Origin of the sequence: Curtobacterium sp. 314Chir4.1 (assembly GCF_900215175.1) — a bacterium.
GTDB lineage: Bacteria > Actinomycetota > Actinomycetes > Actinomycetales > Microbacteriaceae > Curtobacterium > Curtobacterium pusillum_A.
Genome location: NZ_OCMI01000002.1, coordinates 343,507 through 364,617 on the forward strand (window position 1 = coordinate 343,507; position 21,111 = coordinate 364,617).

Sequence of the window (21,111 nt, forward strand, 5' to 3'; positions counted from 1 at the left end):
CGGCGTCGGTAGGCTCGCCCCATGACCGAGCAGTCGCGCATCCTCGTCCTCAACGGCCCGAACCTCGACATCCTCGGGCGGCGCGACCCGACGCAGTACGGCACGGTGACGCTCGCCGAGATCGAGGCGATCGTGCACACGGAAGCCGCGGTCCACGGTCTCGATGCCGACTTCCGGCAGACGAACCGCGAGGGCGAGCTCGTCGAGTGGCTGCACGAGGCGCTCGACGACTTCGTCGGGGTGGTCATCAACCCCGCCGCGTACGCGCACACCTCGGTCGCGCTGCACGACGCGGTCGAAGCACTCTCGGTCCCGGTCGTCGAGGTGCACCTGTCGAACACGTGGAAGCGCGAACCGTTCCGGCACGTCGACCACGTCGCGACGGCGGCGACCGCCGTCATCGCCGGCGCCGGCCCGGACGGCTACCGACTGGCGGTCGCGCACGTCGCGTCCCTGCAGAGCTGACCCACGGCGGACTGGAGGCGCGGGGCGGGCCCGCCACGCGCCTCCAGTCCGGTGGTTGAGACGTTCAGGGCGTCGCGCGGTGTCGCGCGGCGGCGCACAACCGAAGTGCGCCGGAACCACGGGATTCCGCGGTTCGGGCGCACTTTGGTTGTGCGGCGGCGGTCCAGCCCAGCGCGCGGCCGGCTCCCGCGCCGCGGCTCAGAAGTCGGCGGGGCGGCGGACGTCGCCGGCGCCGGCGGTGGCGAAGCCCCCGCGGATGATCGGCAGGGCGCGGTGCACGGCCTGGTCGATGCGCAGCTCGAGGTCGACGTTCGCGATGTCGTAGCCGCCCTCGCGCTTCGTGAAGTCCCGCTCGTTCCCGAAGACGCCGATGGGCAGCGTGGTCGACTGGAAGAACCCGAACAGCGGCCGCATCTGGTGCTCGACGAGCAGTGCGTGCCGGTCACTGCCACCCGTCGCGGTCAGGAGCACCGGGGTGTCGACGAGGTCGTACTGGCCGATCCAGTCGAAGAAGAGCTTGAACGCGCCGGAGTACGCGGCGCGGAAGGCCGGGCTGCCCACGACGAGCACGTCAGCTGCCTCGACCGTCTCGAGGGCACGGCGGGTGCGGTCGGACATCGCCTCGCGCGACGGCGCAGCACCGAGGTCGGCGAGCAGCGGTCCGATCTCGACCGTCTCGGTCCGTGCGTCCTCGATCTCCTGGCCGAGGCGCGCCACGGTCGCAGCCACCAGGGTGGACGTCCGCGAGGGGTCCGATGGGCTGCCGCTCACGCCGACGACGAGTTCTCCGCTCATGCGATCGATCGTCACACGCATGCCGCCCGGCGGCTCGCGTGTGACGACATGTGTCGGGTTCCAGCGCCTGTCGCGTACCGTCCCCGCCATGCAGACGTTCCTGCCGTACCCGGACTTCCGCGCCTCGGCCGAGGTGCTCGACGACCGTCGGCTCGGCAAGCAGCGGGTCGAGACGCTGCAGGTGATGCGTGCGCTGACACTGCCGGACTACGGCTGGCAGCACCACCCCGTCGTCGCGATGTGGCGCGGGTACCGTCCGGCGCTGATGGCGTACCAGGACGCCACGTGCCGGGTGTGGACCGAGCGCGGGTACGCGGACACCTGCCTCGACAAGACGCTCGCCGACCTGGGGCTCGTGCCGGAGGACCGCGACGCGTACGACCGTGGCGACTTCCCGACACCGCCGTGGAACGACGACCCGGCCGTGCACCGCTCGCACCGGTCGAAGCTCGTGCAGAAGGCGCCGGAGCACTACCGGCCGCTCTTCCCCGACGTGCCGGACGACCTCGACTACGTGTGGCCGGTCAACCCACCGGCGTCCACCGGGGCCCGTCGCGCCGGGTGACGGCGGCTGACCGGACCTCGGCGGTGGCCGCGAGTCCGTCCGCGGCGTGCGAGGCGACGGCCTCGGCGATCTCGTCCGACGGCGCCTCGAACCGCACGACGGCACAGGGCACGCCACGGAGCAGCTGGACGTCCTTCGCCTCGACCACGGTGAGTTCGGCGACCAACCGAGCAGCCTCGGGCAGGACGGCGTCCGGGGTGGCGCCGGGAGCGAGCGCCCCGACGGCCAGGGTCACGCGGTACGACGGCATGCACCAACGCTAGCGGGGTCAGGGGCAGGATCCGGGGCCCGCCGTGGGCGGAGGGGGCGGCGTCGCACAGGGGAAGCGACGCCCACGCCCACGACGGGTCGCGGGATCCAGCGGGGCACGACGATTCAGGGGGTGCCGTGCCCCGCGCCGGACGCAGATCAGGGGCAGCGTCCGGTCGTCGCACCGTCGGGTCCGCAGGGGGACGGACCCGACGATGCTGGTCCTCAAGGGTGTTCGGTGTCCTCTCGGTACCGGTCGGTCTCGGTCGGTGCGGGCATCGACCGTCGGGCCGCCGCCGGTCGGACCATGGGGAGCAGCGCGCTCCCGATGGTCGCCAGCGCACCGACGACGGCGATCAGCCCGAGCGGGGCGCTGCCGAGGTCGTGCTGTGCGGCGAGGACGAGCGCGACGACCGTCGCGGGTGCGGGGAGGAGCTGGACCGCCCGGAAGTGGTCCTCCTGCCGGACCCGAGTCGTCATCGCGTTTGCCATGTGAACACTCTGACGCAGATCCGCTGTCCGCAGAAGGGGGGACACGACCCCACTCATGGAGTAGAACGTCTAGTACACCTTGAGGCCGGTCAGGCGAGGGATCGCACGGCCGCGACCGAATCCGCGACCGCCCCGACCACGACGGGGACGTCCGCCTCGGTCAGGCTCGCGTCGAAGGTCAGTCGGAGTGCTGTGCGGGCGACCTCGTCGGACAGTCCGAGCGCCGTGAGCACGTGTGACGCCTCCGTGCTGCCGGCGGCGCAGGCGCTCCCCGACGACGAGACGACGTCCCGTTGCTCCAGCTCGAGCAGCACCGTCTCGCCGTTCACGCCGGGGAAGCAGAACGACGCGTGTCCCGGCAGCCTCGCGGCCCGCGACCCGGTGACGAACGCCCCGGGGACGACGGCGAGCACCCCGTCGAGCACGGCGTCCCGGGTCGCGGTGGCGCGCACCGCGGAGTCCGGTCGGGTGGCGGCCAGCAGGCGCAGCGCCGTCGCGACCGCCACGGCACCGGCGACGTCCTCGGTGCCGGACCGTCTCCCCCGCTCCTGGCCGCCGCCGTGCAGGAGCGGCTCGAGCGGAACGCCCGACCGGACCGCCAGCACACCGGTGCCCTTCGGCGCGCCGACCTTGTGCCCCGACAGCGACAGGGCGTCGACACCGAGCACGTCGAGTCCGATCGGGAGCCAGGGCGCCGACTGCACCGCGTCGGTGTGGAACCGGGCGCCGACCTCGTGCGCGACCGCGGCGAGCGCCCGGACGTCCTGCACGGTCCCGATCTCGTTGTCGGCGTGCGCGATCGACACGAGCGTGGTATCGGGTCGGAGGGCGTCGCGCAGGACGTCGGGGTCCACCACGCCGTCGGCGTCGACGGGCAGGATCGTCAGGTCGAACCCGTGGAAGCGCTCGAGGTAGCGGCAGCTCTCGAGCACCGCTTCGTGCTCGATCGCACTCGTCACGACGTGCCGGCCGCGGGGCGCGGCGAGCGCGATGCCCTTCACCGCGGTGTTCGCGCCCTCGGTCCCGCCCGTGGTGAAGACGACCTCGGCCGGTCGGCACCCGAGGACCCGTGCGACGGCGGTCCGCGCGTCGGCGAGCCCCCGAGCAGCCGCGTCGCCGACCCCGTGTGTCGACGACGGGTTGCCGAACGTACCCGTGAGGTACGGCCACATGGCCTCGAGCACCTCGCGGCGCACGGGGGTCGTCGCCGCGCGGTCCAGGTAGAACACGGGGCCGGTCAGACCGCGACGTCGATGTCGAGCCCGAGGTCGAGGGCCCGGGCGGAGTGCGTCAGGGCCCCGACGGAGACGACGTCCACCCCGGTCGCGGCGATCGCGGCGACCGTGTCGAGCGACACACCACCTGATGCTTCGACGAGCGCACGACCGTCGGCGAGCGCGATGCCCTCGACGAGCATCTCCGGCGTGAAGTTGTCGAGCATGATCGTGTCGACGCCGGCCGAGACCACGGGTTCGATCTGGTCGAGGCGGTCCACCTCGACCTCGAGGTGCACGGTGTGCCCGAGGCGCTTCCGGGCCGCCACGATGGCGTCACCGATGGCCGTCCCGCCCGCCAGGAGCACCGCGAGGTGGTTGTCCTTGGCGAGCACGGCGTCCGACAGCGAGGTCCGGTGGTTGTGCCCACCACCGCACCGCACCGCGTACCGCTCGACCGCCCGGAGCCCCGGGGTCGTCTTCCGGGTGTCGACGATCCGCGCACGCGTGCCCGCGACCGCTGCGACGTAGGTGGCCGTCGCGGTCGCGATGCCGGACATCCGCTGCGCCAGGTTCAGCGCGACCCGTTCGGCACGGAGGACGGAGCGTGCCGGACCGCTCACCGTCGCCAGGACGTCCCCGGCGACGAACCGTGTGCCGTCCGCGACGTGCAGCTCCGCCACGATCGACGGGTCGACGGCGTGCATGACCGCCACGAAGACCCCGCCGCCGCTCAGCACGCCCGGCTCCCGCGCCACGAGGGTCGCCGTCGCGGTCGCCTCGGCGGGGATGAGCGTCTCGCTCGTGACGTCGCCCCACGGCGCGTCCTCCTCCAGCGCGGTCTCGATCACCCGGCGGAGGGCGTGCGGCGGGATGGTCCCGGGGTCGATCGGTGCGGTGTCGACGGTCATGCGGGTACCTCCTGCGGGACGGCTGCGTGCTGGGCGACCCACGCGTACGACGCGGGGGCGGTCGGGTCGGTGTCGGGGTGGTCGGTGCGGGCGTGGGCACCGCGGGACTCGGTGCGGGTCTCGGCGGCGAGCGCGACGACCCGCGCGAGGTCGAGGAGTGCCCGGTCCTCGTGGTCGCGCACCCCGGCGGGGTCGGCGACGCGCAGGGCGTCGAGTTCGCGGCGTGCGGTCGCGAGTCCGGTCGCGTCGCGGAGCAGGCCCACGCGGTCCGTCATGACGGACTGGACCGCCTGGCGGACGTCCGTGACGTCGGTGCGGCGATCCGCGCCTCCAGGCAGGGTCGGACTGGGCCCACGCCTGCCGGTTCCGGCGCGCTGCGGAGCCTGCGGAGCGGCGTGACGGCCGAGCAGGTGGGGAGAGGAACGGATCACGTCGGCCGCGCTGCTGACGGTGGTGACGTGGAGGCCTGCGTCACCCCGCAGGCGCAGTCGGCGGGGACGCGTCGCGTCGAGCGCGTCCGCTGCACGGACGGCGAAGACGAGCCCCTCGAGGAGCGAGTTCGAGGCGAGCCGGTTCGCTCCGTGCACCCCCGTGCAGGCGACCTCGCCGACGGCGAGCAGTCCGGGGAGGCTGGTGCGTCCCTCGGCGTCGGTCGCGATGCCACCCATCGAGTAGTGCGCGGCCGGCGAGACGGGCACGCCCTCGCGGGTCCAGTCGAACCCGGCGGCACGGGTGGCGCGGGTGAGCCCGGGGAAGCGTCGGACCAGGAAGCCGGCGTCGAGGCCCGTCGCGTCCAGCAGCACGGGTTCGCCGCCCTGGTCGCGCACCGCGGCGGCGATCCCGCGCGCCACCACGTCCCGCGGGGCGAGCTCGGCGTCCGGGTGCACGTCGGTCATGAACCGCCGGCCACGGGCGTCCCGGAGCACGGCGCCTTCGCCACGGACGGCCTCGGAGACGAGTCCCCCGCCGGACACCGCGAGCCGGGTCGGGTGGAACTGCACGAACTCGAGGTCGGCGAGGACCGCACCGGCACGCCACGCGGCGGCCACGCCGTCGCCCGTCGCGACGAGCGGGTTCGTCGTCTCGCGGTACAGGTGCCCCGCTCCCCCGGAGGCGAGCAGGACCGCGTCGGCGTCGAGCCGCCGCGGCTCGCCGAGCAGGTCGAGCACGTCGACCCCGAACACCGCGCCGTCACGGACGACGAGGTCGGTGAGGCAGGTGCGCTCGAGGATCGTGACGTGGCGCCGGTGCAGCGCGTCGATGAGGGTGCGCTCGATCGCCGCTCCGGTGGCGTCGCCGTCCGCGTGCACCACGCGCCACCGGCCGTGCGCGGCCTCGCGACCGCGGGCGAGGTCGTCGCCGTGCCGGTCGAGGCTCGACGCGTCAGCCGTGCGGTCGAACGGGACGCCGAGGGACAGCAGGTCACGGACGCGTGCCGGGCCGTCCGTGCAGAGCACCTCGACCGCGCGGGCGTCAGCGCTGCCGGCCGCCGCGACGTGCGTGTCGGCCTGGTGGAGCGACGAGGAGTCGTCGGCACCGAGCGCGACCGCGACGCCGCCCTGGGCGTACGCGGTCGCGCTGTCGGCGAGGGCGCCCTTCGTCACCAGGGTGACGTCGTGGCGCGCGCTCGCGCGGATCGCTGCGGTCAGCCCGGCGATGCCGGAACCGACGATGACGACGTGCACGGTCGCTCCGTCTCAGTCTCTCGGCTTCGCGGCGAGCATGCGCTCGAGGGCGACCTTGGCGTCGGCCTGAACGTCGGCGGGGACGACGATCTCGTTGAGGACCTCGCCGTCGACCAGGGCCTCGAGCACCCACGCCAGGTACCCCGGGTGGATCCGGTACATCGTCGAGCAGGGGCACACGACGGGGTCGAGGCAGAAGATCGTGTGCTGCGGGTACTCGGCCGCGAGCCGGTTCACCATGTTGATCTCGGTACCGATCGCGAACGTCGTCGGTTCGGTCGCGGCGGCCACCGTCTTCCGGATGAGGTCCGTGCTGCCGGCTGCGTCCGCCGCGTCGACCACGGCCATCGGGCACTCGGGGTGGACGATCACCTGGACGCCGGGGTGGTCCCGTCGGGCCTGTTCGATCTGGTCGACCGTGAAGCGGCGGTGCACCGAGCAGAAGCCGTGCCAGAGGATCACCTTCGCGTCCTGCAGGGTCTGCGCGTCGTTGCCGCCCAGGGCCTTCCGCGGGTTCCACATCGGCATCAGGTCCGTGCTGATCCCCATGGCCTTGGCGGTGTTCCGCCCGAGGTGCTGGTCCGGGAAGAAGAGGACGCGCTGCCCACGCTCGAACGCCCACTCGAGGACGGTCGCCGCGTTCGACGACGTGCAGACGATGCCGCCGTTCCGACCGCAGAACGCCTTGAGGTCGGCCGCGGAGTTCATGTAGGTGACGGGGATGACCGGCACCCGGCCGTCGGCGTCCGGCTCGGTGCCGTAGACCGCCGTCAGTTCGGCCCACGCGGCCTCGACGCTGTCGATGTCGGCCATGTCCGCCATCGAGCACCCGGCGGCGAGGTTCGGCAGGATGACGCGCTGGTCGTCGCGGGCGAGGATGTCGGCCGTCTCCGCCATGAAGTGCACACCGCAGAACACGATGGCCTCGGCGTCGGGCTTCGTCAGCGCCGCGTTGGCGAGCTGGAACGAGTCGCCGAGGAAGTCCGCGTGCCGCACGACCTCGTCCCGCTGGTAGAAGTGCCCGAGCACCACGACGCGGTCACCAAGGGTCGCCTTCGCCCGCTCGATGCGCTCGTGGAGTTCGTCCACCGGCGCGTTCTTGTACTCGTCCGGGATCACGCCCTGTCGCGGCGCGGAGGTCGGGATGACGTCGGACATCGACGAGCCCGGGCCGTAGCCGGGGCGCGCGTCGAAGTCCCAGGTCGGCATGGCGAGGTCGGGCGTGCAGGTGCTGCCGGCGGCCTGGCCGTTGGAGATGAGTTCGATGGTCGTTGCGATGGACACTGCGGTGTTCCTATCGGTTCTGCGGTCGTGTGCCCTGCTGCAGCGGGCCGTTGTCCGCGTAGGCCAGGTCGGGGTTCGAGCGGTACAGCCGGGCCGGACGGTGCCGTCCTCCGCTCGTGGTCTCGTCGGTCGGCAGGATCGCGTCGGTCTTCTCGACCTGCCGCCGGAAGTTCGCCGGGTCGAGCGCACGCCCGAGCACCGCCTCGTACACCCCGCGGAGCTCGGCGAGGGTGAACCGGTCCCCCAGGAACGCCTGGGCGATCCGGGAGTACGACATCTTGTTGCGCAGTCGCCAGAGGGCGTACTCGACGATGCGGTCGTGGTCGAAGGCGAGCGGTGGGTGCTCGTCCGCCAGGAACCAGCGCACGTTCCAGTCGTCGGGCACCGAGCTCGCCTCGTCCGGGTGCACCAGGGCCCAGTACACGATCGACACGACCCGGCTCGGGGACCGTTCGACGTCGCCGAAGGCGTAGAGCTGCTCGAGGTAGCGCGGCTGGACGTTCGTCGTCTCGCGGAGGCGTGCGGCGGCGGAGTCCTCGAGTCCCTCGGCCGGCTGCACCCACCCGCCCGGCAGCGCCCAGGACCCCTCGAACGGTTCGGCGACCCGGCGGACGAGCGGCATCCAGAGCGCGGGTGCCCCCGTGTCGGGGTGCGGGCGCAGCGCGACGATCACGGTCGAGACCGCGACGCGGATGCGGGGTTCGGAGGGTTCGCTGGTTTGTGTCATCTTGACTCGAAGTGTTCGGGTTGCAATGACACTATCACCGGGTTTCACGAGACGGAAACAGCGACGAAAACTCCTGGTCGGGCCGCGCGCCTACATTGAGGCGCATGACAACGGTGACGAGGATGCACGCCGTGGTGTCGGGGACGGTCCAGGGGGTCGGTTTCCGGTACTGGACCGCGCGGAAGGCCGACGGACTGGAACTCGCCGGGTACGCGCGGAACCTGTTCGACGGGACGGTCGAGGTCGAGGCGGAGGGGCCGGCCCCGGCGGTCGACGCGCTGATGGCCTTCATCCGGACCGGACCGCCCTCGGCGACCGTCACGGACGTGGCGTGCCGGGCGGTCGTGCCGCACGGTGACGTCGACGGGTTCGCCATCCTGCACTGACGGTGCGCGGCGCACGTCCCGGCGCGGATGTCGGTGCGAAGCGGAATAATCGAATCCACTCAGGCGGTTGCCCTGTCTGCGCGTCCTGCGCCACCTCGTTCCACCAGTCGTGATCCACCAGGAGCCCCGCATGTCCCAGGCCGTCGATTCCGCACCCCGCACCGGGAGCGTCGCGCAGCCCTCCCCCGGCGAGACCCGGCTCGTGATCGGGCTGCTCCTCGTCTCGGCGTTCGTGGTCATCCTCAACGAGACGATCATGGGCGTCGCCCTGCCCCGACTCATGGACGACCTCCACATCAGCGCCGCGACCGGTCAGTGGCTGACGACCGGCTTCCTCCTCACCATGGCGGTCGTGATCCCGATCACCGGGTTCCTGCTGCAGCGGTTCAACACCCGGCCGGTGTTCGTCTGGGCGATGAGCCTGTTCTCCGCCGGCACGCTCATCGCGCTGCTCGCGCCCGGGTTCACGATGCTGCTGCTCGGCCGGATCGTGCAGGCGAGCGGGACGGCGATCATGATGCCGCTGCTCATGACGACGGTGCTCACGCTCGTCGAGCCGGCCCACCGCGGCCGCGTGATGGGCAACATCTCGATCGTCATCTCCGTCGCCCCGGCGATCGGTCCGACGATCTCGGGCCTCATCCTCAACGCGTTCTCGTGGCGCTGGCTGTTCGGGTTCGTCCTGCCGATCGCCCTCGCCGCGCTCATCCTCGGCATGGTGAAGGTCGCGAACGTCTCGACCCCGCGCAAGGCACCGCTCGACGTGCTCTCGGTGATCCTGTCGGCCTTCGCGTTCGGCGGGATCGTCTACGGGCTGTCGAGCATCGGCGAGATCGCGACCACCGGTCCCGTCGTGCCGATCACCGCACTGGTCGTCGGCGTGGTCGCCCTCGCGGTGTTCGTCCTCCGCCAGACCCGGCTGCAGCGCAGCGACAGTGCCCTGCTCGACCTGCGCACCTTCCGGACGAAGGGCTTCACCATCCCGATCGTCGCGATGGCACTGAGCTTCATGGCGATGTTCGGCACGCTCATCCTGCTGCCGATCTACCTCGAGCGCGTACTCGGGCTCGAGGTCCTGCAGGTCGGGCTGCTCCTGCTCCCCGGCGGACTGCTGATGGGGCTGCTCTCGCCCGTCGTCGGCCGGATCTACGACCGTCGTGGCCCGCGCGTCCTGCTCATCCCCGGCTCGATCATCGTCAGCGCCGTCCTCTGGGCGCTGTCCACGGTCGGCGTCGACACGAGCGTGTGGTTCGTCCTCGGCGCCCACGTGGTCCTGAGCATCGGGCTCGCCCTGACGTTCACGCCGCTGTTCACGGCGGCGCTCGGCGGGCTCCCCCCGAAGCTCTACTCGCACGGCAGCGCGGTCCTCGGCACGGCGCAGCAGCTCGCCGGGGCCGCGGGGACCGCCCTGTTCGTGACGCTCCTCACCATCGGCGCCTCGGGCGCCGTGGCCGGCAGTGGGGCCGACGGACTGGCGGCCGCGACCGCGTCTGGCGTGAAGACGGCGTTCCTCGTCGGCGCGGTCATCTCGCTGTTCGGCATCGCGACCTCCGCGATGGTCCGGCGTCCGGCGACGCCCGAGGGTGCGCCGGCACCGTCGATGCACTGACCAGCGCACGGCATCGCCCGCGCTCCGGGTCGCCCGCGCTCCGGGTCGCCCGCGCTCCGGTTCGCGCCCCCTTCCGAACATCGCGCCCCGTTCCTCCGGGGCGCGATGTGCATCCGGGGGCGCGATCCGATCCGCGCGTGGCATCGTGGGCGGCATGCGGTCGACGACGAGCGAACTGAACTGGTCCGGCACGGTCACGTACACGGCCGAGCGGGTCCTCCGCCCGTCGTCGATCGACGAAGCAGCCGCGATCGTCGCCCGCGAACCCCGGGTCCACGGGCTCGGGACCCGGCACTCGTTCAACGACTCCGCCGACGCCCCCGGGGTGCTGCTCGACCTGACCGGGATCCCGACGGACCTCGAGGTCGACGCCGCCCACCGCACCGTGACGATGGGGGCGGGCACCCGGTACGGCGCCGTCGCACCCGAGATCGACCGTGCCGGGTTCGGTCTGCACAACATGGGCTCGCTCCCGCACATCTCCCTCGGCGGAGCGATCGCGACCGGCACCCACGGCTCCGGCACGGCCCTCGGGTCGCTCAGCACGGCGGTCCGCTCGTTCGAGGTGCTCGGACCCGACGGCACCGCGCGGAGGATCGACCGCGACGACCCGTCCTTCCCGGGGGCCGTGCTGCACCTCGGACTGCTCGGGATCGTCACCCGCGTCACGCTCGACGTCGAGCCGACCTACGGCATGCGACAGGACTCGTACGGGCCGGTCCCCTGGGACGTCTTCACCGCGAACGTCGCCGCGATTAACGCCGCGGCCACCTCGGTCTGCTCGTACACCGTCTTCGGCGACGAGATCAGCGAGGTCCTGCTGAAGTCCCGCGTCCCCGACGGTGCCGCCGACGTCGCCGTGCCCGAGGAGCTCGTCGGTGCGCCGAAGCTCCCGGGGTCACCGGGCGACGGACACCACACCGCCCGCGACGGCTCGGTCGGGCCGTGGTGGGACCGCCTGCCGCACTTCCCGATCGAGTCGGTCCCGAGCCACGGGTCCGAGGTGCAGAGCGAACACTTCGTCCCGCTCCGGCACGCGGCAGCAGCGCTCGACGCCGTCCGTGGTCTCGCCGACCGCATCCAGCCGCACCTGCACGTGTGCGAGCTCCGGACGATGGCGGCGGACTCGTTCTGGCTCAGCCCGACGCAGGGCGAGGACGTGCTGTGCATCGCCTTCACGTGGAAGAAGCACCCGGCCGAGGTCGCGGCGCTGCTCCCGGACCTCGAGCAGCGGCTCGCACCGTTCGACGGACGACCGCACTGGGGGAAGATGAGCTCCCTGGGACGCGAGGCGATCGACGGCCTGTACCCGCGCCTCCAGGCCTTCCGCGACCTCGTCGCCGCAGCCGACCCGGACCGGAGGTTCGCGTCGGCGTTCGGCGAACGCGTGCTCGGGGTCTGACCCACCCGCGTCTGGCCGAGGCGGGACGCCGCCCCAGCATCGAGACGCCGTCCCGGCTCGCGAGACGCCGCCAGAACCGGCGGCGTCTCGCGAGCCGGGCGGCGTCTCGCGAGCCGGGCGGCGTCTCGCGAGCCGCGCGACCACACCGACCGCCTCAGCCGACCGGCGTCACCGTCCGCGTCTCCCCGTCCCAGTGCCGGACGCCGGCCACCTGCAGGGTCGGCGGCAACGGGCACTCCCGGAGCACCTCGACCGCGCGGGGCAGGTCGGCGTCGCGCACCCGGCGGGCGAACGAGACGTGCGGCGACCACCGGCCGGGCAGTGTGGTGTCGACGGCGTCCGGTGCGGCCCGGTGCACCGCGGCGTGGAAGGCGGCGAGCACCGGGTCCAGCACGACCGACCGGACCAGCACGGACCGGCCCGGGCCGGCGGGGAAGAGCAGCACGCCGCCGAGCAGCAGCGACTCCGGCGCGGGTGCGTCGAACGCCGTGGGCACCGGCACCGTCGGACCCGCCGCGAGTGTCACGTGCGGCGCGTTCGAGGGGGACGGGTGCCGACCGAGGCTCGGGAGGTCGGCGTCGACGAGCGCAGACCACACCGCCCGCACCGCAGCGTCGGACGAGGGCTCGAGGACGAGTTCGATGCTCCGCACGTACCGAGTGAACCAATGAACCGTGTGACAGCGATGTAACACGGCGGAACGGAACTCGCACGGTGCCGGGCGGCCCGTCACACTCGACTGCACGCCGCGGACCACCGCGGTCACGGCCGCGGCCACCGCGGCACCCCCACAGCACTGCCCACGAGGAGCACCCGAATGTCCGCAGCACCCGCACTGCCCGAGAAGCCGAAGGGCAAGCGCCCGATCGGTTGGATCATCGCCGCCGCGGTGGTCGTCGTCGCGATCGTCGTCGCCCTCATCGTCGGAGCCGTCCGTTCGGGCGGCGACGACGACGGAGCCGGCGCTTCCGGTGACGCGCCGAAGACCGTCACGATCGGCGTCGCGGACAAGTCGCTCTCGTACTGGAGCACCTACACGAAGCTCGCGAAGTCGAAGCTCAACGTCACGGTGAAGCTGACCAACTTCGCGGACTACTCGCTGCCGAACCCCGCGCTCAAGGACAAGCAGCTGGACCTCAACCAGTTCCAGCACATCCAGTACCTCGCGGACTACAACGTCACCTCGAACGACGACCTGCAGCCGATCGGCTCGACCGCCGTCTACCCGCTGCCGCTCTACGCGACGAAGTACGACAAGGCATCGGCGATCCCCGAGGGCTCGAAGATCGCCATCCCGAACGACTCGATCAACCAGGCGCGTGCGCTCCTCGTGTTGCAGGGCGCGAAGCTCATCACCCTGAAGGACGGCGGCTCGGCCTTCTCGACCACGTCGGACATCGAGACGAAGAAGGTCGACGTCGAGCCGCTCGAGGCCTCGCAGACCGCGAACGCGCTGCAGCAGGGCTCCGTCGCCGGCGCCGTCGTGAACAACAACTTCGCGACCGCCGCCGGTCTCCCGACGAGCGACGTCGTGTACCAGGACGACCCCTCCAGCGCGAACGCCGCCCCGTACGTGAACGTCTTCGCCGCCCGCAACGCGGACAAGGACGACACGACGTACCTCGCCCTCGCGAAGCTCTTCCAGGACGACGCCGTGCAGAAGGTGTTCCTCAAGGACAACCCCGACGCCGTCGTCCGTGACGAGAGCGCCTCCTCGCTGCAGGACGAGCTCGCCAAGGTCGAGAAGGACGCGAAGGCGGCCAAGCAGTAGTGACCGTCCTCGTCGAACTCCGCGGCGTCTCGAAGCACTACCGCCGCGCCGACACCGGCGAGACCGTGGTGGCCGTCGAGGACGTCTCCCTGGACGTGCACCAGGGAGAGGTCCTCGGCGTCATCGGGTACTCCGGTGCCGGCAAGTCCACCCTGGTCCGCCTCGTGAACGCACTGGAGCTGCCTTCGGCCGGCTCGGTGACGGTGGCGGGCCAGGAGCTCACGGCGATCCCCGAGCGGGACCGCCGTCTGGCGCGTCGGCGCATCGGGATGATCTTCCAACAGTTCAACCTGTTCCGCTCCCGCACCATCGCCGGCAACGTCGCGTACCCGCTCAAGGTCGCGGGTGTGCCGAAGGCCGAGCGCGACCGCCGCGTCGCCGAGCTGCTCGACTTCGTCGGCCTGCTCGACCGGGCGTACGCGTACCCGGAGCAGTTGTCCGGCGGCCAGAAGCAGCGCGTCGGCATCGCCCGCGCGCTCGCCTCGAACCCGGAACTCCTGCTCGCCGACGAGGCCACGAGCGCCCTCGACCCGGAGACAACCTCGGAGGTCCTCGCGCTGCTGCGCCGGGTGAACAAGGAGCTCGGCGTCACCATCATCGTCATCACGCACGAGATGGACGCCGTCCGCCAGATCGCGGACCGGGTGGCCGTGATGGAGCAGGGCCGCGTGGTCGAGGTCGGGGACGTGTACGACGTGTTCTCGACCCCGAAGACCGACGCCGCCCAGCGCTTCGTGCGCACCGCGCTGCACGACCGGCCCTCCCCCGAGACGCTCACGCGTCTGCGGGAGCGGCACCCCGGTCGGCTCGTCACGGTGCAGATCACCGACGAGGCCGGGCTCCAGAACCGCATCGACGCCGCGTTCCGCGCCGCCGGGGTCACCGCCGAGCTCGTCTACGGCGGGGTCGGGGAGATCCGTGAGCGTCGGATCGGCTCGCTGACGTACGAGCTCAGCGCAGCCGACACGACCGCCATCGACCGGGCCGTCGCCGCACTGCGCGCCGACGGCGTCACGACCGACGAGGAGGCAGCGGCGTGAACAACAGCTTCCAGAGCGTGATCGACACGTTCGACGTCTTCCTGTCGTCGATCCGCGACACCATCGTGATGTCGCTGATCTCGCTGGTGATCGCCGGGATCATCGGGCTCGCACTGGGTCTGCTCCTGTACGCGACCCGTCCCGGCAACCTGCTCGGCAACCGGGTGGCGTACACGGTCATCAACGTGGTCGTGAACCTCGTCCGGCCGATCCCGTTCGTGATCTTCCTCGCGGCCATCGCCCCGCTGTCACGGGTCGTCGTGCAGACCACCATCGGCGTGCCCGCGGTGACCTTCGCGATCTCGCTCGCGGCGGCGTTCGCGGTCTCCCGGATCGTCGAGCAGAACCTGCTCGCGATCGACCCCGGCGTCGTCGAGGCGGCTCGGGCGTCGGGCGCACACCCGGTCTCGATCCTGCTGACCGTGCTCATCCCCGAGGGCCTCGGCCCGCTGATCCTCGGCTACACGTTCATCTACATCGGCATCGTCGACATGACGGCGCAGGGTGCGTTGGTCGGTGGCGGTGGCCTCGGCGAGTACGCGATCACGTACGGGTCGCAACGGTACGACTGGTGGATCGTGTACGTGTCGGTGGCGGCGATCGTCGTCATCGTGCAGCTCGGCCAGTTCATCGGCAACCGGTTGGCGCGCGCGACCCTGCGTCGCTGACGCGCGCCGCAGGGCGGCACGTCGTGCGACCGACGCATCCACGACACGGCGCGTCCTGCGACCGCGGCACGTGCCCTGGACGCAACCGCCTGGAGGCCCGGTGCCGGTTCCTGGAACCGGCACCGGGCCTCCCGTGCGTGCGCTGGCGCGGGGCGCACCCATGGTGCCGCGCGACCGACACGGTGAGATCGCTCGTTCTGCCGCGATCCCGCGGCGCGACCGGCACGTCGTGCGACCTCGGCGAGGCGCCCGCGGGCGCGGCGCGTCAGGCCGCGGGAGCCTCGGTCGTGGCGACACTGCCCGTCGCGCCGGGGTGCTCGTAGTGCGCACGGACCAGGATCGGCCGGTGGTCGGAGATGCCCGCCGGCAGGGTCTCGACGCCGGCGATGTGCAGACCGACGCTCGTCGCGAAGTCGAAGTGGCCGGTGAACTTGCGGTAGCGCAGGTACGTCGGCTGGTCGGAGAGGGACAGCGCGAAGCCGTGCTGCTCGATCTTGCGGCGCAGGTTCGTCTGGAACCAGGGGTAGTTGAAGTCGCCGACCATGACCGCTGGGGCCTCGGTCGAGAGGTCCCGGACGAACTGGTGCGCGGCCTCGATCTGCTTGCGGCGCAGGGAGTTCGTCGCGGTCAGGGGCGAGGCGTGGAAGGACGCGACGATGACCTCGGCGTCGGCCTCGGTGTCGCGCAGGTGCATCGCGATGAGCCGCTCGTGCGCGGGTGCGAGGACCCGGTCGTGCAGCGACTTCTGCAGGGAGTGGATCGTGAAGTCCTGGACCTCGAAGCGGTCGTCGCGCTTGTAGATCGCGAGTCCGAGCCGGTTCCCCTGGGTCGACGCGGCGAGGGAGAGGCCGGCGACGGAGGGTGCCAGGTCGTTGCTGTCGCACTCCTGCACGCAGATCACGTCGGCCTGCGAAGCCTCGGCCAACGCGGCGAGTTCGCCGTTCGCGGTGTGCTCGCGGAGGTTGTAACTGACGACACGCAGCCCGGTCGGTTCCACGGCCGTGTCGGCTGCGATCGTCCCCTGCTGCTGTGGCGCGGCCATGCTGCCTTCCTGTTCCGGGTGTTTCCGGTCACCCTGCCGCGGGCAACCGTACTCGGCGATCGCAAACGGATGCTGAGACTGTAGCGCGGCCCGGGTTTCGTGCGTGTGACCGTGTCGAAAACGGACGACGACGCCGGATCGGCGGCCTCAGGCGCGAACGCGGCGCGCGGGTCGGACCGTCTCGCCGGCTGTGCGGCTCATCAGGAGCCCCTCGACGCAGGCGACGATGAGCAGCACCGCGATCACCCAGAACGCCGCGTCGTACGGCCCGGTACCGCCGAGTCCGGCAGCGGCTCGGATGACCACCGCGGCGACCGCGACACCGAAGCCGGCGGCCGTCTGCTGGAGGGTCGACGACAGCGTGTTCGCCGGGGTCATGTCGGCCTGCTCGACGTCCGCGAACGCGATGGTGTTGTACGCCGTGAAGCCGACGGACCGCGCGGCGCCGCTCACGACGAGCAGCACGGCGAGGAGCCAGAACGGGGTGTCCTCGGTCATGAAGACCATCGCGACGACGCTCAGCGCGGCGATCGCACTCGACACGACGATGACCGGGCGGTACCCGAACCAGCGGAGGAACGGCGTCGTCATGGGCTTGATGCCGAGGTTGCCGACGAAGACCCAGAGCACGGCGGACCCGGCGAGCACGGCACTCCAGCCCCAGGCGTCCTGGAAGAGCAGCGGCAGGACGAACGGCACCGCGGACACGGCCAGGCGGAACAGGCTGCCGCCGGCGTGCGACACCCGGAAGGTCTCGAGCCGGAACGAGTCGAGCCCCATGATCGGGTGTGGTGCCCGGCGGAAGTGCCAGACCGCGAGCCAGCAGCACACCGCACCGAGGATCCCGAACAGGACCACGGCGACCACCGGGATCGTGTCGAGCGCGAGCAGGGACGCCATCACGACGAGCGAACCGAGGCCGAAGCAGGCGAGCAGCGAGCCGAACCAGTCGAACGGCACCCGCTCCGCCGCACGCTCCTGCGGGACGAGCACGAGCGCCGCGACGAACGCGATCACGCCGAGCGGGATGTTGATGAGGAAGATCCAGTGCCAGGACAGGGTGTCGACGAGCACGCCACCGACGAACGGCGCGATGATCGGGGCCGCGAGGGCCGGCCAGGTCAGGATGGCGATCGCGGTGACGAGCTGCTCCCGCCCGGCGCTCCGGAGCACGACGAGCCGTCCGACCGGCACCATGAGCGCACCCCCGAGCCCCTGCAGGATGCGCCACAGCGTCAGGTCGACGAGCCCCGTCGACAGTGCGCAGAGGGCCGAGGCGATGGTGAACAGGGCGATCGCGCCCGCGAAGACGGTGCGGGAGCCGATGCGGTCGGTCAGCCAACCGCTCACCGGGATGAACACGGCCAACGTGACCAGGTACGCGGTGATCGCGACACCGACCGCAGCGGAGTCGACCCCGAGGTCGCGTCCCATCGCCGGCGCCGCCGTGGCCAGGATCGTGCCGTCCAGGAGCTCCATGAAGAAGGTACCCGCGACGAGCACGGCCACCGCCGTACTGCCCCGTCGTCGTGTCGTCGTCGTCGTCGCCATGTCAGGCCGAATGCTATGCCCAACCGAGGTTTTGCACTGCAGAATGACGGGGACGCGGACGTTGCCCCACACGACGCGACACCGCGAACGTAGGGGCACCGCACGACGCACAGGAGGTTCGATGACGACCACACCCGGCACGGTCACGACGAAGGGCGCCCCCGACCCGGCGGCCCCGGCGACCCGCCACGTCCTCGACCACGCGCACCTGCCCGTGATGACGCTGCGCGAGTCCGCGTTGGCGAACAACACCGCCGTCATGCAGGCCTACGTCGAGCGGCACGGACTCCTGTTCGCGCCGCACATGAAGACGCACATGGCACCGGCGCTGGCCGCTCGGCAGGTCGACGCCGGCGCCTGGGGCGTCACCGTCGCGTCCGTCCAGCAGGCCATGGTCGCGTGGGAGCACGGCGTGCACCGGATCCTCGTCGCGAACGAGGTCCTCGACCCCGCCGGCCTCGCCTGGCTCGCCTCCCGTCGCGCAGCCGACTCCGTCGCGGACGTCCTCTGCTACGTCGACTCCCCCGCCGGCGTCGAGGCGGCCCGCGCCGCGCAGGCCGAGGTCGCCGGCGACCTGCACGTCCTGGTCGAGGTCGGGTTCCCCGGCGGTCGCACCGGCGTCCGGACCGCGGCCGCGGCGCACGACGTCGCCCGGGCCGCGCACGACGCCGGCCTCTCGCTCCGGGGCGTCTCCGGGTACGAGGGCGGCCTGCCGGGCGTGGACGCCGCGCGCACGTACGTCGAGGGCGTCCTCGCCGTCGCCGCCGCGGTGCGACCGCTCGTCGACGCCCCACGCGCCCTGTTCAGCATGGGCGGGAGCGCCTGGTTCGACGGGGTGGTCGACGCGGTCGCCGCCCGCCCCGACGACCTCGACGTGCTGCTCCGGTCCGGCGCGTACCTCACGCACGACGACGGCTTCTACGCCGAGCGCACGCCCTTCGGCCGCCACCCGGAGGAAGGCTCGCTCGTCCCCGCGATCGAGGTCTGGGGGCGCGTCACGTCCTGCCCCGAACCCGGACTCGCGCTGGTCGCGGTCGGCAAGCGGGACATCTCGTTCGACGAGGGACTCCCTGTGGTCCGTTCCGTCCGCCACACCGGGCCTGGGCCCACGCCGCCGGTTCCGGACCGACGCGCCAGCGGCGGGCCGGCCGTGCCGGTGGGGAGAGGCGCGGGTGACGTCGTCCCCGTCGCTCCGGTTCCCGGGGCGGTCACCGTCGCCCGCCTCGACGACCAGCACTGCTACCTCGCGCTGGCGGACGGGGCGCCGGGGCTGACGCCCGGCGACGTCGTCGTGTTCGGCATCTCGCACCCGTGCACGGTCTTCGACAAGTGGCGGCAGGTGGTCGTCCTGGACGACGACGAGACCGTCCTCGACACGATCGCGACGTGGTTCTGATGCGCGCCACCACGCCGGTCGCACCCGTGACGGACGACGGCGACCCGACGCCGGCCCGCAACGCCGCACTGTCGCTGCGCCGCGGCCTCCGGCTGCTCGACTGCATCGCGGACCGCACCAGGAACGGCGAGCCCGCGGTGTCGCTCACCACGCTCGCGGCGGAGCTCGGCACCTCGAAGTCCACCGTGCTCCGGCTGACCGCCCCGATGGTCGAGAACGACCTGCTGCGCCGGACGCCCGACGCGGGCTTCACGCTCGGCCTCGGCGCCCTGCTGCTCGGGCAGAGCTACCTCGAGGGCATCGACCTCCGCTCGGCGGCCGCACCGTTCCTCCGTCGCACCGCCGAGCAGACGGGGCTGACGTGCCACCTCGTCGTCCCGGACGGCACCGACATCGTCTACGTCGACAAGGTCGAGATGCGCGGGACCGTGCGGATGGGCTCCCGGATCGGCAACCGCCTGCCGATGCGCAACACCGCGTCCGGCAAGGCGATGGTGGCCTTCGGCGAGCCCGAACTGCTCGAGCGGGTGCTCGCGGAGCCGGCGACCGCCATGACCGAGCACTCGATCGTCGACGACGACCGCTGGCGTGCGGAGGTCGACCGGACGCACGGCCGCGGGTACGGCATCGACGACCGCGAGAACGAGCCGGACATCCGGTGCGTCGCCGCGCCGGTGCTCGACCACGCGAACCAGGTCGTCGGCGCGATGAGCATCTCCGGCCTGGCCTCCCGGTTCCCCGCCGCGGCCGTCCGCGAACTCGGCGACGGCGTCGTCCGGACCGCGCTCGAGATCTCCGTGGCGCTCGGGTCGTCCTCGGCGCAGCTCGCCCTGTCGAAGGGCACCCGGTGAGCGGGGACGGCGTCCGTCGCGTCCTGACCTTCGGCGAGACGATGCTGCTCCTGACCGGCCGGGACACGGGTGCCGTTCCCGACCTCGAGCACATGCGCGTGGACACCGGCGGTGCCGAGAGCAACGTCGCGATCGGCCTCGTCCGCGCCGGCGTGCCGACGACGTGGATCGGCCGCGTGGGCACCGACCCCGCCGGCGACCGCGTCACGCGTGACGTCCGGAGCGAGGGCGTCGACGTCGTCGCCGTACCGGACCCCGACCGGTCGACGGGCATCATGATGAAGGAGCGGCTGGCCGACGGACGCACCCGGGTGACCTACCACCGTCGGGGTTCGGCGGGCTCGGCCCTGCGGCCGTCCGACCTGCCGGCGAGCATCGTCGAACAGGCTGCGCTCCTGCACGTCACCGGCATCACGCTCGCACTGTCCGACGAGGCCCGCGCGACCGTCGAGTCGGCGATCGACCGCGCCGACGCCGCCGGGGTGCCGGTGTCCTTCGACGTCAACCACCGGCCGAAGCTCATCGACGCCGACACCGCACGGGAGCGCTACCGGGCCGTCGCCCGGCGGTCGTCGATCGTGTTCGCCGGCGACGACGAGGCCCGGCTCGTCCTCGGGCTCGCCGACGACGAGGGCGACGACGAGAACCTCGCGCACGACCTCGCGGCACTCGCCAGGGGCCGCGCCGTCGTGAAGCTCGGATCGCGCGGCGCGGTGGCGTCCGTCGACGGGGCGTTCCTCCGTCGCCCGGCCACGCCGGTGCGGGTCGTCGACCCCGTCGGCGCCGGGGACGCCTTCGTCGCCGGCTGGCTCGCGGCGACGCTCTCCGGGGCCACCGCGGCCGATGCCCTCGACCGGGCGGCCGACGCCGGCGCGCTCGCGTGCACCGTCGAGAGCGACTGGCGCCGCCCGGACCCGGCCGCCCTGCACGACACCACCATCCCCTCGGACGTCGACCACGGCGTCCACGACCGCGTCGACCGCTGACCGGTCCCGCTGACCACGAGGA

At 72.3% G+C, this 21,111-nt stretch carries 22 protein-coding genes; 11 read left to right on the top strand and 11 right to left on the bottom strand.

From position 1 onward, the window contains the following. The first annotated feature begins 21 nt into the window (after positions 1–21). Complete coding sequence (gene aroQ, locus CRP27_RS06565) at positions 22–465, top strand: type II 3-dehydroquinate dehydratase (RefSeq protein ID WP_097179913.1); 444 nt, start codon at positions 22–24, stop codon at positions 463–465. A 198-nt stretch (positions 466–663) separates the two neighbouring features. On the opposite strand, the gene CRP27_RS06570 is transcribed toward aroQ, so the two are convergent. Then, complete coding sequence (locus CRP27_RS06570) at positions 664–1,260, bottom strand: NAD(P)H-dependent oxidoreductase (RefSeq protein ID WP_167590893.1); 597 nt, start codon at positions 1,258–1,260, stop codon at positions 664–666. Positions 1,261–1,348: 88 nt separating this feature from the next. Here CRP27_RS06570 and CRP27_RS06575 point away from each other — a divergent pair, with 88 nt between their 5' ends. Beyond that, the gene (locus tag CRP27_RS06575; protein ID WP_097179914.1) at positions 1,349–1,825 is read left to right on the top strand and encodes an MSMEG_6728 family protein; all 477 of its coding nucleotides are present in this window, start codon (positions 1,349–1,351) and stop codon (positions 1,823–1,825) included. Here the strand turns inward: CRP27_RS06575 and CRP27_RS06580 are convergent. From CRP27_RS06580 to CRP27_RS06610, 7 genes are all read right to left on the bottom strand, one after another. Beyond that, on the bottom strand, positions 1,785–2,075 hold the full coding sequence (locus tag CRP27_RS06580) for a hypothetical protein (RefSeq protein WP_097179915.1): 291 nt from the start codon (positions 2,073–2,075) through the stop codon (positions 1,785–1,787). The two genes, CRP27_RS06575 and CRP27_RS06580, sit on opposite strands and share 41 nt — an antisense overlap. Positions 2,076–2,299: 224 nt before the next feature. Further along, the gene (locus tag CRP27_RS06585; RefSeq protein ID WP_141399707.1) at positions 2,300–2,566 is read right to left on the bottom strand and encodes a hypothetical protein; all 267 of its coding nucleotides are present in this window, start codon (positions 2,564–2,566) and stop codon (positions 2,300–2,302) included. 89 nt (positions 2,567–2,655) lie between these two features. Continuing rightward, positions 2,656–3,795, bottom strand: a complete 1,140-nt coding sequence (locus CRP27_RS06590) for a cysteine desulfurase family protein (RefSeq protein ID WP_097179917.1) — start codon at positions 3,793–3,795, stop codon at positions 2,656–2,658. Positions 3,796–3,803: 8 nt separating this feature from the next. Then, positions 3,804–4,691, bottom strand: coding sequence for a carboxylating nicotinate-nucleotide diphosphorylase (gene nadC, locus CRP27_RS06595; protein ID WP_097179918.1), 888 nt, complete (start codon positions 4,689–4,691; stop codon positions 3,804–3,806). Then, on the bottom strand, positions 4,688–6,376 hold the full coding sequence (locus CRP27_RS06600) for an L-aspartate oxidase (protein WP_097179919.1): 1,689 nt from the start codon (positions 6,374–6,376) through the stop codon (positions 4,688–4,690). The genes nadC and CRP27_RS06600 overlap by 4 nt, the downstream gene beginning before the upstream one ends. Before the next feature lie 12 nt (positions 6,377–6,388). After that, positions 6,389–7,660, bottom strand: a complete 1,272-nt coding sequence (gene nadA, locus CRP27_RS06605; protein ID WP_097179920.1) for a quinolinate synthase NadA — start codon at positions 7,658–7,660, stop codon at positions 6,389–6,391. A 10-nt stretch (positions 7,661–7,670) separates the two neighbouring features. After that, a complete protein-coding gene (locus CRP27_RS06610; RefSeq protein WP_097179921.1) occupies positions 7,671–8,387 on the bottom strand; it encodes an NUDIX domain-containing protein in 717 nt (238 codons plus the stop codon). A gap of 104 nt (positions 8,388–8,491) precedes the next feature. On the opposite strand from CRP27_RS06610, the gene CRP27_RS06615 reads away from it, so the two are divergent. The 3 genes from CRP27_RS06615 to CRP27_RS06625 all read left to right on the top strand — a co-directional run bounded on the left by CRP27_RS06615 (position 8,492) and on the right by CRP27_RS06625 (position 11,784). Beyond that, entirely contained in the window at positions 8,492–8,773 is a 282-nt protein-coding gene (locus tag CRP27_RS06615) for an acylphosphatase (protein WP_176505491.1), read from the top strand. 130 nt (positions 8,774–8,903) lie between these two features. Then, positions 8,904–10,382, top strand: a complete 1,479-nt coding sequence (locus CRP27_RS06620) for an MDR family MFS transporter (protein WP_097179923.1) — start codon at positions 8,904–8,906, stop codon at positions 10,380–10,382. Positions 10,383–10,536: 154 nt separating this feature from the next. Next, entirely contained in the window at positions 10,537–11,784 is a 1,248-nt protein-coding gene (locus CRP27_RS06625) for a D-arabinono-1,4-lactone oxidase (protein ID WP_097179924.1), read from the top strand. A gap of 154 nt (positions 11,785–11,938) precedes the next feature. Here CRP27_RS06625 and CRP27_RS06630 read toward each other — a convergent pair whose 3' ends face one another. Beyond that, positions 11,939–12,436 (bottom strand): 2'-5' RNA ligase family protein, encoded by a 498-nt coding sequence (locus CRP27_RS06630; protein ID WP_097179925.1) that lies wholly within the window; start codon positions 12,434–12,436, stop codon positions 11,939–11,941. Positions 12,437–12,601: 165 nt separating this feature from the next. Between CRP27_RS06630 and CRP27_RS06635 the strand changes: the two genes are divergently transcribed. Genes CRP27_RS06635 through CRP27_RS06645 form a run of 3 tightly spaced genes read left to right on the top strand, consistent with a single transcriptional unit; the run spans position 12,602 to position 15,263 of the window. Continuing rightward, complete coding sequence (locus tag CRP27_RS06635; protein WP_097179926.1) at positions 12,602–13,555, top strand: MetQ/NlpA family ABC transporter substrate-binding protein; 954 nt, start codon at positions 12,602–12,604, stop codon at positions 13,553–13,555. Then, complete coding sequence (locus CRP27_RS06640) at positions 13,555–14,595, top strand: methionine ABC transporter ATP-binding protein (RefSeq protein WP_097179927.1); 1,041 nt, start codon at positions 13,555–13,557, stop codon at positions 14,593–14,595. The genes CRP27_RS06635 and CRP27_RS06640 overlap by 1 nt, the downstream gene beginning before the upstream one ends. Continuing rightward, positions 14,592–15,263 (top strand): methionine ABC transporter permease, encoded by a 672-nt coding sequence (locus tag CRP27_RS06645; protein ID WP_079236674.1) that lies wholly within the window; start codon positions 14,592–14,594, stop codon positions 15,261–15,263. The genes CRP27_RS06640 and CRP27_RS06645 overlap by 4 nt, the downstream gene beginning before the upstream one ends. 265 nt (positions 15,264–15,528) lie before the next feature. Here CRP27_RS06645 and CRP27_RS06650 read toward each other — a convergent pair whose 3' ends face one another. Next, positions 15,529–16,305, bottom strand: a complete 777-nt coding sequence (locus tag CRP27_RS06650; RefSeq protein WP_097179928.1) for an endonuclease/exonuclease/phosphatase family protein — start codon at positions 16,303–16,305, stop codon at positions 15,529–15,531. Between the two features lie 147 nt (positions 16,306–16,452). After that, positions 16,453–17,856: an MFS transporter gene (locus tag CRP27_RS06655; RefSeq protein WP_097179929.1), complete on the bottom strand. Its 1,404-nt coding sequence runs from the start codon at positions 17,854–17,856 to the stop codon at positions 16,453–16,455. Between the two features lie 121 nt (positions 17,857–17,977). Between CRP27_RS06655 and CRP27_RS17950 the strand changes: the two genes are divergently transcribed. Genes CRP27_RS17950 through CRP27_RS06670 form a run of 3 tightly spaced genes read left to right on the top strand, consistent with a single transcriptional unit; the run spans position 17,978 to position 21,089 of the window. After that, a complete protein-coding gene (locus CRP27_RS17950) occupies positions 17,978–19,252 on the top strand; it encodes an alanine racemase (protein WP_176505492.1) in 1,275 nt (424 codons plus the stop codon). Continuing rightward, the gene (locus CRP27_RS06665) at positions 19,252–20,103 is read left to right on the top strand and encodes an IclR family transcriptional regulator (protein ID WP_097179930.1); all 852 of its coding nucleotides are present in this window, start codon (positions 19,252–19,254) and stop codon (positions 20,101–20,103) included. The genes CRP27_RS17950 and CRP27_RS06665 overlap by 1 nt, the downstream gene beginning before the upstream one ends. Next, positions 20,100–21,089 (top strand): sugar kinase, encoded by a 990-nt coding sequence (locus CRP27_RS06670; RefSeq protein ID WP_097179931.1) that lies wholly within the window; start codon positions 20,100–20,102, stop codon positions 21,087–21,089. The genes CRP27_RS06665 and CRP27_RS06670 overlap by 4 nt, the downstream gene beginning before the upstream one ends. Positions 21,090–21,111: the final 22 nt, after the last annotated feature.